The 14,654-nt window shown below is 68.5% G+C and carries 9 protein-coding genes; 2 read left to right on the top strand and 7 right to left on the bottom strand.

From position 1 onward, the window contains the following. Positions 1 to 43: 43 nt before the first annotated feature. From EPN98_RS16020 to EPN98_RS16000, 5 genes are all read right to left on the bottom strand, one after another. Positions 44 to 2,254: a chemotaxis protein CheA gene (locus EPN98_RS16020; protein ID WP_293363913.1), complete on the bottom strand. Its 2,211-nt coding sequence runs from the start codon at positions 2,252 to 2,254 to the stop codon at positions 44 to 46. A gap of 55 nt (positions 2,255 to 2,309) precedes the next feature. Beyond that, positions 2,310 to 2,675: a response regulator gene (locus EPN98_RS16015; RefSeq protein ID WP_293363912.1), complete on the bottom strand. Its 366-nt coding sequence runs from the start codon at positions 2,673 to 2,675 to the stop codon at positions 2,310 to 2,312. A 5-nt stretch (positions 2,676 to 2,680) separates the two neighbouring features. Next, complete coding sequence (locus EPN98_RS16010) at positions 2,681 to 2,959, bottom strand: STAS domain-containing protein (RefSeq protein WP_293363911.1); 279 nt, start codon at positions 2,957 to 2,959, stop codon at positions 2,681 to 2,683. A 3-nt stretch (positions 2,960 to 2,962) separates the two neighbouring features. Then, entirely contained in the window at positions 2,963 to 4,912 is a 1,950-nt protein-coding gene (locus EPN98_RS16005; protein ID WP_293363910.1) for a methyl-accepting chemotaxis protein, read from the bottom strand. A 322-nt stretch (positions 4,913 to 5,234) separates the two neighbouring features. Continuing rightward, complete coding sequence (locus tag EPN98_RS16000; protein ID WP_293363909.1) at positions 5,235 to 5,810, bottom strand: XRE family transcriptional regulator; 576 nt, start codon at positions 5,808 to 5,810, stop codon at positions 5,235 to 5,237. Between the two features lie 283 nt (positions 5,811 to 6,093). On the opposite strand from EPN98_RS16000, the gene EPN98_RS15995 reads away from it, so the two are divergent. After that, positions 6,094 to 7,167 (top strand): PEPxxWA-CTERM sorting domain-containing protein, encoded by a 1,074-nt coding sequence (locus EPN98_RS15995; protein ID WP_293363908.1) that lies wholly within the window; start codon positions 6,094 to 6,096, stop codon positions 7,165 to 7,167. Positions 7,168 to 7,170: 3 nt separating this feature from the next. Next, on the top strand, positions 7,171 to 9,132 hold the full coding sequence (locus tag EPN98_RS15990; protein ID WP_293363907.1) for a toll/interleukin-1 receptor domain-containing protein: 1,962 nt from the start codon (positions 7,171 to 7,173) through the stop codon (positions 9,130 to 9,132). Between the two features lie 7 nt (positions 9,133 to 9,139). Here the strand turns inward: EPN98_RS15990 and EPN98_RS15985 are convergent, their stop codons facing one another. Together EPN98_RS15985 and EPN98_RS15980 are read right to left on the bottom strand one after the other, a co-directional pair. Continuing rightward, positions 9,140 to 10,900, bottom strand: a complete 1,761-nt coding sequence (locus EPN98_RS15985; RefSeq protein ID WP_293363906.1) for an adenylate/guanylate cyclase domain-containing protein — start codon at positions 10,898 to 10,900, stop codon at positions 9,140 to 9,142. Positions 10,901 to 11,201: 301 nt separating this feature from the next. Continuing rightward, the gene (locus EPN98_RS15980; RefSeq protein ID WP_293363905.1) at positions 11,202 to 14,552 is read right to left on the bottom strand and encodes a carboxyl transferase domain-containing protein; all 3,351 of its coding nucleotides are present in this window, start codon (positions 14,550 to 14,552) and stop codon (positions 11,202 to 11,204) included. Positions 14,553 to 14,654 lie beyond the last annotated feature (102 nt).

Here is a 14,654-nt window from a genome sequence, read left to right as displayed (position 1 = left end):
CCAGCCTGAGCCTGGCCGTTTGAGGTGAGGATCTGGTTCATGATCACGATGCCTTGCGCATGTCGCCGCGGGAAACGGTGACGATGGTGTCGATGTCGAGGATGAGGGCCACGCGGCCGTCGCCCAGGATGGTGGCGGCGGCGACGCCCGGCACCTGCCGGTAGTTCGCTTCCAGAGACTTGATGACCACCTGGCGCTGGCCCTGGATCGCGTCGACGAGCAGGGCCGCGCGGGACCCGCCTTCGCCTTCGATCAGCAGCGCGACGCCCTGGGTCGCTTCGAGCGGATCGCGCCGGTAACCCAGCGCCATGCCCACATCGATCAGAGGGACGAAGCCGCCGCGGATCGAGATCACCCGGGCGTGGCCGCCCAGGCTGTGGACGTCTTCGGCCTTGGGCTGCAGCGTCTCGACGATCGCGGTGATCGGGGCGACGAGGGTCTGGCCGTGGGCCGAAACCACCATGCCGTCCAGGACCGCGAGGGTCAGCGGAAGGCTCATGGTGAAGGTGGAGCCCTTGCCGGGCTTGGAGACGATGTTGATCCGGCCGCCCAGCGCCTGGATCGAGCGGCGGACAACGTCCATGCCCACGCCGCGGCCCGAGATGTCCGACACCTCGGCGGCCGTGGAGAAGCCGGGCATGAAGATCAGATTGTCGATCTCTTCGTCCGACAGGGTGGCCTCTGCTGCGACCAGGCCCTTCTCGATGGCGATGCCCTTGACGCGTTCGCGGTTGATGCCGCCCCCGTCGTCCGAGACCTCGATCACGATGCGGCCCGAGCGATGGAACGCGGCCAGCTTGACCACGCCTTCGGCGGGCTTGCCGGCGGCCGCGCGCTTCTCGGGGCTTTCCAGTCCGTGGTCGATAGCGTTGCGGATCATGTGCGTCAGCGGATCGGCCAGGCGCTCGATGACGGTCTTGTCGACCTCGGTGCCTTCGCCTTCGGTGACCAGGCGGACCGGCTTGCCGGTCATGGCGGCCACTTCGCGCACAAGTCGCGGCATTCGCTGGAACACCGACTTCACCGGCTGGGCGCGGATGGCCATCACGCTGTCCTGGATCTCCCGGGTCAGCTGCTCCAGTTCGTCCAGGCCCATGGCGACGGCGCTGGCGCGGGCCAGGCCCGCCTCCATCACGCGCTGGGCCAGAACCGCCTGGTTGATGACCAGCTCGCCGACCAGGTCGATCAGACGATCGACGCGGTCGAGGTCCACGCGGATGGTCGCGCCGGCCTCGCTCTTGCGAGGGCCGCCGGCGGCCTGCGCCTCGGGCGCGGCGTCCGGAGCGGCTGGGGCGGGCGCGCTCGCCACGACCGAAAGGGTGGGCGGGGCTATTGCGGGCGCGGGTTCGGGCTCCGGCGCGGCGGCCGGTGACAGGTTGGCGATCAGCGAGGCGACATCGACCTCGCCGGCGTTGGCGGGGACGACGGCGGGACCCTCGTCTTCGGCGGGCGCTTCGTCCTGTACGCGGGCCAGCAGCGAGGCCATGTCGAAGCCGCCATCCGCCGGGCCCTGCTTCGTGATCTCGAGTTCGCAGTCCCCATCGACCCATTCGAAGACTTCGCGGATCGCGATTTCGTCGGTGTCGCCGGAGATGGTGATGGTCCAGGCGAGATAGGCCGCTTCGGGGTCGATTTCGGTCAGGGGCGGCACCTCGTGGGCGTCCAGCTCCACCACGGTCTGGCCCAGGCGCGCGAGCTCGCGCAGCAGCAGGGCCGCCTCGTTGGCCTTGGCGTAAAGGTCGCCGCGCGGCTTGAACTTCACCACGAAGCCAGCCGGACCCGCAGGGGCCTCGGGCATGTCGACGGCCGCGGCCATCGGCTGGAATTCGAAGTCGCCCCAGTCCTCTTCCGCCTCGTCCTCGTCGGCGGCCTGGCCGCTCATGGCCTTCAGTTCGTCCACAAGGCCAGAGGCGAGGGGATGTTCTGTTTCCGACCCGTCGTGCGCCGCGCGCACCAGATCGGCCAGCACGTCGGCGGCCCGAAGCATGGTCTTCAGGACATCGGGCGTGATCGGCACCCGACCTGAGCGCATCTCGTCCAAGGCGGTCTCGAAGACGTGCGCGAAGCGGATCAGCGCTTCCAGCTGGAAGGCGCCAGCGCCGCCCTTGATCGAGTGGACCGCGCGGAAGACCGCGTTGATGGTCTCGGGATCCTGATCCCCGCCTTCCATGGCGAGCAGGCCGGATTCCAGCTCGGCGAGCTGTTCCTCACATTCCTGGAAGAATGTTTCCCGGATTGCGGCTAGCGGATCCACTGGGCGTTTCCTTGAACTCGTCTTGGGCGGGCGAAGGGTAGGTCGCGTTCAGTCGTCAGGCGGCGACGCGGCGGATGGCGTCGACCAGCTTGTCGGGATTGAAGGGCTTCACGATCCAGCCCGTGGCGCCGGCCATGCGTGCGCGGTTCTTCTTTTCCGCGTCGCTTTCCGTCGTCAGCACCAGGATCGGGATGGCGCGATAGCGCTGGTCGCCGCGGACTTCTTCAATGAAGCCGAAGCCGTCCATGCGCGGCATGTTGATATCGGTCACGATGACCTGAGGCTTTTCAGCCTGCAGGACTTCCAGCCCGTGCAGGCCGTCTTCGGCCTGGACGACGCGGAAGCCGGCGTCGGCGAGGGCCAGGCGCAGCATTTCGCGCATGGTCCGGGAGTCATCGACGGTGAGGACAGTCATGCTCATGGGGTTCAGTCCTGGACAGGGGAGATGGGGCACAGGTCGGTCGCACCCATCAGGGCGAGGCCTTCCGTAAACTCGGGCGAGGGTTCGACGATCGCGAAGGGCTGGCCGTCAGCCGCCCAGGTCGTCTGGGCCGAGAGCAGCACCTGCAGGCACTGGCCGCCGAGCCGGCGGACGCTTGAGGCGTCCAGCGTGAGCGGCTGTCCGCGGACGCCCAGCAGCTCTTTGACGAGCGGGGCGGCGGCGGTCATGTCGAGGGCGTCGCCCAGGGTCACGGTGTGGGTCATTGTCTAGAACTCATCCCAGGCGTCTTCATCCATGTCGTTGACCGACTTGATCGCGGCGCCACCGCGGCCGGTGTGCTTCATGGCGGTCGTGGTCGAGGGGGCGGGGGCGCTGAACTGCGCGGTTGCTCTCGGCGCGCGGACCGAAGGCGAGGCCGAAGCCGGAACCGCGAGCGGTGCGCTGACGCCCGCGCCGGTGTCGAAGCGGCTGATCAGGCGGGTCAGGGCCTCGCTCTCCGAGGCCAGGGCGTGGCTGGCGGCGGTGGCCTGCTCGACCATGGCGGCGTTCTGCTGAGTCACCTGGTCCATCTGGTTGATGGCGGTGTTCACCTGCTGCAGGCCGGTCGCCTGCTCCTGCGCGGAGGCGGCGATCTCGGCGACCGCGCCGCTGATCTGGGTGACCTGCGAGACGATGCGCTCCAGCACCTTGCCCGTTTCACCGACCAGGCCCACGCCGCGCTCGACCTGCTGCGACGAGGCAGAGATCAGCGACTTGATCTCCTTGGCGGCCTCGGCCGACCGCTGCGCCAGGGCCCGGACTTCCGAGGCCACGACCGCGAAGCCCTTGCCCGCGTCGCCGGCGCGCGCCGCCTCGACGCCGGCGTTCAGCGCCAGCAGGTTGGTCTGGAAGGCGATCTCGTCGATGACGCCGATGATCTGCCCGATCTGCTTGGCCGAGCCTTCGATCTCGCTCATCGCGGCCACGGCGTCGCGGACGACGACACCCGAACGTTCGGCGTCACCCTTGGCGGCGCCAACAGCTTCGCGCGATTGGGCGGCGCCCTCGGCCGTCTTGCGGACCGTCGCGGTGATCTGGTCGAGAGCGGCGGCGGTTTCTTCCAGGCTCGCGGCCTGTTGCTCGGTGCGGCGCGACAAATCGTCCGAGGCCGAGGTGATCTCGCCGGCGCCCGAGCGCACGGCCGTCGCGTTGACCGTGACCTCGCGCATCGTCGTCTGCAGCGTGTCCATGGCGCGGTTGAAGTCCGCGCGGAGCTGCTCGTAGTGCGACGGGAAAGCCTCGTTCAGGCGGAAGGTCAGCACGCCGGCGGCCAGACGGTCGAGGCCCTGAGCGAGACCCTCGACCACTCTCGCCTGCTCAGCCGCCGTGGCGGCGCGTTCCTCGTCGCTCTGCTGGCGCAGGGCCTCAGCGGAACGGCGGTGTTCATTGGCGTCCGCTTCGACGCGGGCCTTTTCGATCGCGGCGTCCTTGAAGTGCTGGACGGCCGCGGCCATGCGGCCGACTTCGTCCTTACGGCCCACGGCGGGCACGTCGACGTTGGTGTCGCCCGAGGCCAGCTTGCCCATGGCGTTCGTCATGGCGGCCACCGGCTTGGCGATGGCGCCGGCCAGCACCGCGCCCATCAGCACCGACAGCGCGACGGCGAGCAGCGAGCCGACCGCCAGCAGTGTCATGGCGAAGGCCTGGGCGGCGTCCTGCCCGGCGGCGCGCTGCTTCAGGATCGCTTCCTGCTGCTTCATCACGGTCGCGATCGCGTTTCGGAAGTCGTTGAGGCGGCCCTTCGTGCCAAGTTGCATCATGGCCTCGGCCTGGCGCGTCGGGTCCTGGCCCGCGGCGATCAGCTCGGCTTCCTCGGCCTGCACCTTCGCGACCGCCGCCTTGATGGCGCCGATCTTCGCGGCTTCTTCCGGAGCCACCTTTTCCCAGCTTTCGATCGCGCTGGCGTACTTCTTCTCTGCCTCTTCAATCTTCTTCAGGAACTCAGGGTCGCCGCTGGCCACGAGGCCGCGGATCGCGTTCTGACGTTCCACGCGAGCGTAGAGGACGTCGTCGGCCAATCCCATCTCGGCCACGGTCTGGTCGTTGAGCGTCACGGCATTCTTGATGCTCATGAGGCTGGCGAACACCGCCGCGCACATGATGGCGACGACAGTCACCACGACCGCAAAGCCGACCGTCAGCTTCTTGGAGATGTTCACGTTGTTGAGGAAGGCCATCATCGTCTCTGAGACTTAGCGGGGGAAGGTGAACGCGGGGTTCTTGAGCGCCCAGCCGCAGGCAACGCCGCGCGACGCCGCGCATGTGTCGTCTACAGGGGAGCGGAAGCGCCGCATGGGGTGGTTCGCCGTTGCCGTTTCGGGGCTGGAGCGAAGCCGACTGACCCCGCCGATCCCGACAATCCCAGGCGCGGTTTGATTATTGGTAAATAGTGGGAAACTGGACGCGAGAATGGGAAACGCTGTTGTGTTGCGCGCCTATTCTCAACCGGGACTTGAGTTGACTGGGTCTTCGTTGCAACCCGGCGACGGTATGGGCGAATCAGGGCCCGAAGGCGGTCTCGCCGGCGGCGACCAGGAGCGCGCGCGCCGGCCTCGTGGGCGCGAGCAGGGCATAGCCGGAAGCCGCGTCGAAATAGATGGCGTCGCCGGCCGCGAGCCGCAGGGGCGCATAGTGCTCGGAGTGGAACTCGACCTCGCCCTCAAGAACCAGCACGTAGGCCTCGCCGTCATGGGCCGTCATCGGGCCGTGAGCGCCGAGACTGGCGGCGGTGACATCCACGATGATCGGCGACAGGCTCTTGGCCTTCAGGTCGGCGGCCGCCCTGCGACCGGTGTTGCCTCCGGTGCGCGTCGGCGGCCCGTCGCCAGCCCGCAGCACCGCCCGGCGCCCCGACCCGCCGTGCGCAGCCTCGGCCTCGCGCGTCACCAGACCCTCGAGGTCCACATCCAGCGCGCGGCAGAGCCGCATCAGCTTTTCGTAGTTCAGGGCGTTCTGGCCCAGTTCAACCCGCGAGATCGTCGAGATCGGCACCCCGCTCTCGGCGCTGAGCGTGGCGAGGTTCCAGCCACGCGCCAGCCGCAGCTTTCGTATGGCGGCGCCGGTTCGATCGGACATGCGGGGGCGCATGCGCGCGAGGTTCCTCTGGATGCAACTCAGACCAGGGTAGGCCGATTCACATAACGCGGCATGCGAGCCTGTCAGGAAGGGCGCCCACTTTGAGCGAACGCTGGGCTCCGGTAACCCAGAAATGCTGGATAGGCGCGCGAACAAGGCGAGTGTTTTTCAACTCACGCAAGAACGCCATCGCGGGTTCAACGGCTTCTGTTAAGGTCGATTATAAGATGGGGTTGGTCCGGCGTGCGTTGTGCGCCGCCTTGCTGAAAGCTGGAGAAAGTCAATGCGAGCCCTGATGATCACGGCGGTCGCGTCTGCCCTGCTTTACGCTGGCGGCGCGAGTGCGCAATCCTTGAATTTGGACGCCACGGGCCTCGCCAGCGGTACGATCACCCAGGACACCCTGACGATCCCTGCGAACAAGCCTGGCCGGTATCTGTGGGACAACAACGGCGAAGGCGGAAGCCTCGAGGCCCTATACACCATCACCTCGCAGAAGATCGCGTTCGAGAGCGGCGTGGCGGTCTCGGGCGGCTTCGCCCAGTCCACGTCGTACTCGGGCGTCGACATTACGATCTTCAATGGCAGCGAGGACCTGCTCGACATCGACACCTTCGGCTCGACGATCATCCCGGCGGGCATGGGCTTCTACCTGCAGGATCGGGATGGCGCGGCCACCGACAACAATATCTTCACGGGCTTTGGTCAGACCTCGTCGGGCCTGACTTTCGAGGACCTGGTTTCTACGGACGAAAGCGGCCTGCTGGCCTACTCTGACTTCGAATTCAGCGTCGTCAGCAACGACGTCACGCTCTATTCGCTGAGCGGCTACATGACCCTGTCGTACGACTATTACGACGGCCTGCAGCGGAATTTCTGGATCAGCCAGCCCGGCGCGCTGGACGGCTTCGTCACCGCTTACGACAACCCGTTCGCTTGGGCCTTCGCGTGGGATTCGACCCACATCGTCCTGCCGCTGAACGCCCTTATCGAAAGCGGTCAGAGCCAGACGATCCAGTATCGCACCAGCGTGACCAGCCGCACCCGGGCCGAGTGCATCACCTCGATCACCTGCCTGGTCGCCTACTCCGGCTTCGGCGACCCCATCGGCCGCGGCGGGGGGGCCGACTTCGACGAGGCGCGCACGGGGCTGCTCGGCAGCATGCAGATGTCCAGCTTCGGCGGCGGCGAAAACCCGATCACGGGCATCGTCTTCGATCCGCGGGAGATCACGCCGTTCGAGTTCAATAATGGCGGCGGCGCGGTGCCCGAGCCCGCGACCTGGGCGATGATGATTATGGGCTTCGGCCTGCTCGGTGCGGCGTTGCGGCGTCGGGGGGCGCTGTCGTACAGCTAAGGCATGACGCCGGCTGAGACGGACACCCAGGCACGTACCGAGACCGCGTACGCCTACCGGGCGTTCATCAGCTATTCCCATCGGGACAAGGAGGTCGCCCAACGGCTGCATAGGGCGATCGAGTCCTATCGCATTCCTTCGAAGCTGGTCGGCAAAGTCACTGCGTTGGGCCGCACGCCGTCGCGCCTGCGTCCCATTTTCCGCGACCGCGAGGAACTTCCGGCCTCAGGCGACCTCTCGGCCGAGCTGACCGCTGCGCTTCGCCAGTCGATGTTCCTGTTGGTGATCTGTTCTCCGGCCGCGGCGGGGTCGCGCTGGGTCAACGAGGAGATCAAGCAGTTCAAGGCGTTCCACGGCGACGGCCGCGTTCTGGCCCTGGTGGTCGATGGCGAGCCGCATGCCAGCGAGATTCCCGGCCGCGACCATCGCGAGTGCTTCCCCGAGGCGATGCGATTCCGGATCGGGCCGAGCGGCGAACTCTCCGATGTTCCGGCCGAGCCCATCGCGGCGGACTATCGTCGCGAGGCCGATGGGCCGCGGCTCGCCACGCAGAAACTGATCGCGGGCCTTACCGGCCTCAAGCTCGACGACCTCGTCCAGCGCGAGACCCAACGACGCATCGCACAGGCCACGGCGGTAGCCGTCGGCGCGGTCATGGGCATGGTGGTCACCGGCGGACTGGCCTTCTACGCCAACTCTCTCCGAATTGAAGCGAACGCACAGCGGGCGATCGCCGAACATGAGGCGGCCGCGGCACGGGCGGCTTCGGACTATCTGGTCGGCACGTTCGAGCTCTCGAATCCGGCCACCGACAATCCGCGGACGATCACCGCCCTGACAATCCTCAGCCGCAGCGCCGAGCGCGCGCAACGCGAACTGGCCGGGCAGCCGACCATCGAAGCGCGTCTGCTGGCCACCCTCGGGCGGGCGTACAACAACCTGGGCCTGCTCAGCGAGGCGCAGGCGTCGCTCGAGAAGGCCATGCCGGTGGTCGAGAAGGCCGGGCCCGACGGGGTCGACGCCCTGCTCGTGCTGGCGCAGACATATGGTCTCCAGGGGCAGATCGAGAAGTCGCTCGCGACGGTGAGACACGCCGAACGGGTGATAGGCCCCGATCCGGAGGCACAGCCGTTCCTGCGCGCCAAGGCGTCACTCGCCCGAGGACGCATCCTCGTGAACGCGTCGCGAGTTAAGGACGGCCTGGCGGCCCTGGATCTGGCGGTCTACTACGCCCGACGCGCCGAGGACGCCCCGCCCAACTTCATGGCGTCAGTCCTTTCCAATCGCGGCCTGCTGCTGTCGGATGACGGTCAGTTCGCCGCAGCGGAGGCCTCGCTGCAGGAGTCTCTGGTCCTGTTCCAGAAGGAATTGGGACCGAGCCATCTGCAGTCGGGCAAGGCGTGGTTCGCGCTGGCCCAGAACTCGTTCAACGCCGGGCAACTTCCGAAGGCCCGCCAGCAGATCGCCGAGGCGCTACGGATCCAGCGCAAGGTGCTCGACGCCGACAACCCGATCCTGGCGAACACGCTGTCCATGCAGGGGCAGATCCTTCAGGGGCTGGGTCAGCTGGGTGAGGCCGAGCGTTCGCTGCGCGAGGCGGTCGCGATCTATCGCCAGGCGTTCGGGGGGCCTCACTTCCTGATCGGCATTGCGGAAGTCTATCTGGCGATGATCGAATCCGCGCGCGGAGACCCTGACGCCGCCCTGGCCACGCTGGCCGACGCCAAGCGCAATTACGACGCCAGCTATGGCAAGATCCACCCGAACCACGGCGACCTGCTGGTCAATCGGGCTAAGATCCTGGCGAAAGCAGGCCGCTTCGCCGAGGCCCGCAGCGACTGTGCAGCGGGGGTCCGCATTCTCACCGAGACCCTGGGCGCCGAGGCCAGCTTCACCCGCCAGCTCGCCGGGGAGTGCAAGACCATCTCAGAACGGGCGCCAAGCCGCGTGGCCGCGAAGAGCTGACGGGCCCTTAGCCCGCGCGGCTGAGGCGATACAGCGGGAAGGTTCCGTAGTTCTTGGGCAGGGCGATCTTGCCGACGTAGTTGCAGACAAACGGGTGGTCGTTCTGCATCTCGAGCACCGCAGCGAACGGCTCCGTCACGTACACGCTGCCTGACGGCGTCACCGGCTCGATCCGCGCCGCCTTCGAGACCTCGCTGCCGTAGTAGTTCATCCGCTTGGTCACGGGGTCGTAGCCCGAGTAGGTCGAGCCATAGTGCAGGGCGATCCGCATCGCCGTGCCGTCGCGCACGCCAAGGCGCTTGCAGTCCACCTTGGCCAGGCCTTCGCAGAGGTCGAGCGCCGCCGCCGCCGCCGTTGGCGCATCGCCGAAGACGGCGAAGATCGCATCGCCCCAGGTGTTGCCCTGGCGGATCACCTTGCCGTAGGCCTCGAGGATCCCGGCCGACCGGACCATTACCTCCTCCCAGAAGATGGGTAGGACGCGCTCGTCCAGTTTCGAGAAGCCGGGATAGTCGGTGAACATCAGGCCGTAGTCGCCCCGGTCCACGTTCAGCTTGGGCGGCGGCGGGGGCATCACCGGTCGGGTCAAGGGCGGCGCCGCCACCACCTCGGCGCGCCCGCCTGTCGAGCGCCAGGCGGTGACGTCCGAGCCCGAGAGCGTACCGTCCCCGCGGTCCTCGACGATGACCAGCTGGATCGCTTCGGCGTGCAGCTGACGGGCGCGCAGTCGGGCCATGCCCATGGTCACTTTGGACCCGTAGGCGAACTGCTCCATCCCGCCCATGTAGGTCATGTTGCTGGCATAGGTGACTTCGGTCGCGGCGGCCTTGCAGGCATGGTAGCGGGCGACCCAGCTCTCGCCCGCCGGGGCCACCGATTGCTCCAGAAAGTCGACCTCGGCGAAGGGTAGCACGACGTGCAACTCGGCCCCGCGCGCGATCAGCTGTTCGGCGATCACGATGTCGCTGCCGGCGGCCAGCGCGCCATAGGCGAAGCCGACGTTCTCGCGAGCGATCAGAGCCGACATCGCTGCCGCCAGCTTGGCCTCGAGTTCCTCGCCGCCGACGAAGATGTTGCCGCAGAACATCGCCACCCGCGGCGGCTGGACCAGTTCCAGCAGACTTTCCATCCCGGGAGCCACGCTCTTTGCCGCCACGAGACGTTGTAGCTGCAGCACGGTGGTGGATCGGGCGCCCACATCGGCGTCCTCGGCCTCGAGCGCCCGGCTCAGGGCGTCCCGGGCGCCCGCCACGTCGCCCAGTACGACCAGCGCCTCGGCCAGGGTCGCCAGCGAGAAGTAGCCTCGCCGCCGCTCGGGCGGGGTTTCCCGCGCCACCTCATCGGCCAGCTTGCGCGCCAGCTCGGTCTGCCCCGCGATAAGGGCCAGGCTGGCCGCGTTGATCGCGGGGTAGCTGGAGCGGGTGCGCACGTGCACGGCCTGATACAGCTCGCAGGCGGCCATCAGCTTTTCGTGGTTCGGCTCGCCGTCCGCCTGGAACGCGAGATCCTTGAGGAGCCGCGCCTTCAGCGACAGCGAGTCCACGTCGTCCACCTCGGCCAGGCCATAGTCATCGTACAGACGCAGCGCGCGCTCGGTGTCGCCCAACCGCGCGAGGGTCAGGACCTCCAGATAGTTCAGGCCGTGGTGATCGGTGCTGCCACGGCGCACGACTTCGTCGTACGCACCCAACAGGTCGCCTCGCGCCAGCGCGGCGCGTACCGAGGCGGCGCGGTGCTCAGGGGTCGGCGGAGACTGAGGGATCGTCACGCCGCGCCCTTGAAGGTGAAAGACGCTTCCTCGAAACGTCGGCAAAGACGCAGTCTTGAAGACAGCGTGCATCCGCCAAGATTCACAGGGCGGGTATCGCGACTCTGACCTTGCACCCCAGCCCCGTCCTCTGGCCCCGTCCAATAGAGGCGGTGTTCGCCGCCCCGATTGCTGCGTCGGACGCTACCGCGACAATGCGGCTACGTCCATCGGTCGAGGTGGACGTCGCGTGGCGTGTACTGGGCCGCTCGGGCATCCCGCCGAGGCGAGACCTCCAGGCGAGGCGCCGACGCTGCTCGAGCTAGGGCCGGAATCCGAGTGGTCGCGGCCCGAGGCGCGCGGGCTGAGTGACCACGCGCCAGGCGTTCTCGACCCAGTCGCAGATCCAGGCGCGGGTGTCGCGCGGGTCGATCATCTCCTCCATCTGGAAGCGATTCAGCGGCCCCAGCGGTCCACGCACGCTTTCAATCCGCGCCTCGATCTCGGCGCGCAGCGCCACGGGATCGGCCGCCTCGGCCAACTGGCGCTTGTAGGCCGCCTCGATGCCGCCCTCCGGCGGGATTCCGCCCACGTCGGCCGCCGGCCAGACGACCCGCGCGCCGGCGCCGGCCTTGGGCGTCGCATAGTTGTTGCCCGCCACGCCGAAGCTGCGGCGCATAATCACCGTGAAGATCGGCACGCTGACCTGGGCGAAGGCGATCATCCACTCGCCCCCCTTGCGGATCGTGCCGGCGATCTCGTGCTCGCGGCCGACCGCGAAGCCCGGATTGTCCACCAGGTTCACGACCGGAAGGTGGAACAGGTCGCAGAGATCCAGGTGGCGCTTGAGCTTGTCGCAGCCGTCGGCGGTCAGCGCCCCCCCGTTCTCGTGCCGGCTGTCCGAGGCCAGCACGCCGACGGGCACGCCGTTGAAGCGTGCGAAGCCCACGATCTGGTCCGAGCCCCACAGCGCCCCGATCTCGAAGAAGCTGCCCTTGTCCGCCATCAGCCGGATCGCGCGGCGCATGTCGAACGTGGTCGTGCGTTTGCGTGGCACGATCGTGAACAGTTCTTCCTCGCGCCGATCGGGCGAGTCATCGCAGGGCCTCCGGGGCGGGGCGTCGTAGACGCTGGGTGGCAGATAGCTGAGGAAACGGCGGGCCTGCGCCACCGCGTCCGCCTCGGACTCGGCCAGGTTGTCCACGGACCCATTGCGGGCGTGAACCCGCCAGTCGCCCAGGTCTTCCTTGGTGATCTCATAGCCCATGGCGTGGGCCACGACCGGGGGGCCTGCAACGAACAGCTGAGCGATATCGCGCACCATAACCGAGAAGTGCCCCAGCACGGCTTTGGCTGCGCCGATCCCCACCACGCTGCCCAGCAACAGGTTCACCACCGGCACAGTGGCCAACTGCTGCGCGTACATCTCGCTGCCCAGGTGCCCTGGGAGGAACGAGCCGCCGCCGCCGGACACTCGGGGCCGCCCTGCGGTGATCGCGCCGGAACTCTCCTTTGCGGCGCTCCCGCCTGTCTCGGACTTCGGCACCATCGTGGCCACGCTGCCGCCGCCCGAGGAGCCGTCCAGCAGGCGGACCGAGGGACAGCGCTGCGTGATCGAAAGCTCGTCCAGGTAGCGGCTCTTCTGCCCGATCGCCCCGTCCGAATGGCCGCCGCGCGATGTGAAATCGTCGGCGCAGACGATGGTGCGCCGGCCCTCCACCGCGCCCCAGCCGCCCACGTGGTTTGCGGGGGTGAAATCGGCGATGCCGCCGTCCGCGTCATAGCTCGCAAAGCCGGCCAGGCTGCCCACTTCGCGGAAGCTGCCATCGTCGAGGAGGAGATCGATCCGCTCCCGGCAGGACAGTTTCTGGCGGTTGCGCTGCCGGATCACACCCGGGTCCTGGGTGTCGGGGGCGAAGCGTGCGTGGGCGATCGCCTGGAGCGCCTCCACCTGGCGCACCGTCGGCGCCCAGCTGTCCTCGCCATAGGTGCGCGGCGCCGACGTCCCGGCGCCTTTCGTGGGGGCGAGGGCGGCGACGATCTGGCCGGCCGCGACGGCCGATCCCGCCTCCAGTGTCGCCAGCCGCGTCACCACGCCCGCGCATGGGGCGGTGACGGATGTCTCCATCTTCATGGCGCTGACCACCATCAGGGTGTCCCCCGCCGCGACGTTCGCACCGACGGCGACCGAGATCTCGATCACCGATCCGCCCATCGGGCTCTCGATACCCTCCTCGCCGGCTTCCAGCGCCAGCGCGGGCGGGGCCGGTGCGTCTCCCGGGCCGGACCGAGGGGCCCCCAGCAGGGACAGGGACGGGGAGGGAGGGGGAGTGGCGGAACCCAGCCCGGGGCGCTCCGCCAGCAAGGTCGTACGAGCGTCGCCGGCCGCCACCGAGGGCTCCGCCAGGATCGCTCGCAACTGCGCCAGGTTGGTTGGCAGGCCGGCGATGTGGAATTCACTGAGCGCGCGCTCGCACCGCTCGACAGCGCCCGCCAGCGTCCCCGCCCGCGCGATCACCTTGGCGAACATCGGGTCGAACTGAGGCGGCGGCGTGAGCCCGGGGTAGCCGCAGCTGTCCACGCGCACGCCCGGCCCGGTCGGCTCCTTGTAGCCGTCCAGCGTTCCTGGCCCCGTGGCGGTCACCCGCGCCTGCACGGCGAACCCGCGCGCCGGTGGCGGCGCGTCCAGTCCCAGGTCTCCCAGTGTCGCGCCCGCCGCGATCCGGAACTGAGCCTCGACGAGGTCGACGCCCGTCACCTCCTCGGTGACCGTGTGCTCCACCTGGATGCGCGGGTTGCACTCGATGAAGACGTGCCGCCCGGTCTCCGGCGAGACCAGGAACTCAACTGTCCCCGCGTTCAGACATCCGCCGGCCTTCGCCAGCCGAACCGCGTCGGCCAGGATCGCCGTCCTGAGTTCGGGGGGCAACCCCGCCGCCGGAGCGACTTCCACGACCTTCTGGTTCCGCAGCTGGACCGAACAGTCACGCTCCCACAGGTGGACGATGTCGCCCTTGGCGTCGGCCAGCACCTGCACCTCGATGTGCCGCGGCCGCTCGATGAGCTTCTCCAGGAACACCGATCCATCGCCGAACGCGGCCTCGGCTTCGCTGCGGCAGCGGGCGAGCGCGGCCTCCAGCTCAGCCGGCCCGTCCACCCGGCGCATGCCCCGCCCGCCGCCGCCGGCCGCAGCCTTCAGCATCACCGGATAGCCCACGGCCTCCGCCGCCTCGGCCGCCGCCTGGACCGTGGACAGCGTCCCTGCGCTCCCGGCAACCGTCGGCACGCCGAGCGAGGCGGCCAGTGTGCGCGCCTTCACCTTGTCGCCGAACAGTTCCAGCGCCGCGGGAGGCGGGCCCACGAAGGTCAGTCCCTCGGCCAGACAGCGCCGCGCGAAGGCCGCGTTCTCCGACAGGAAGCCATAGCCTGGATGTACGCTGTCGCATCCCGCCGCCTGGGCGGCCGCAATCATGGCGTCGATATCCAGGTAGGGCGCCAACGCATCGCCCGCACCGGCGCCGATCGCCATAGCCCGCGTCGCGGACCTCGTGTGCAGTCCCCGCACGTCGGCGGGGGCGTAGACGGCGACGCTCTCGATCCCAAGTGCGGCCGCGGCGCGGGCGATCCGAATGGCGATCTCGCCGCGGTTGGCGATCAGGACACGCTTGAGCATGGACATCTCCCCGACCTCGTCCCGGCGGCTCTCGCGGCGGCTCGGGCGGGTCCAGCCTGACGTTACGACCCTGCCGAGGCGGACGCCAACCGACTTCCCATC

Source organism: Phenylobacterium sp. (genome assembly GCF_004299445.1).
In the GTDB taxonomy this organism is placed as follows: Bacteria; Pseudomonadota; Alphaproteobacteria; order Caulobacterales; family Caulobacteraceae; genus Phenylobacterium.
The sequence above is the reverse complement of the archived record's forward strand: the minus strand, read 5'-3'. Positions and strand labels throughout refer to the sequence as shown.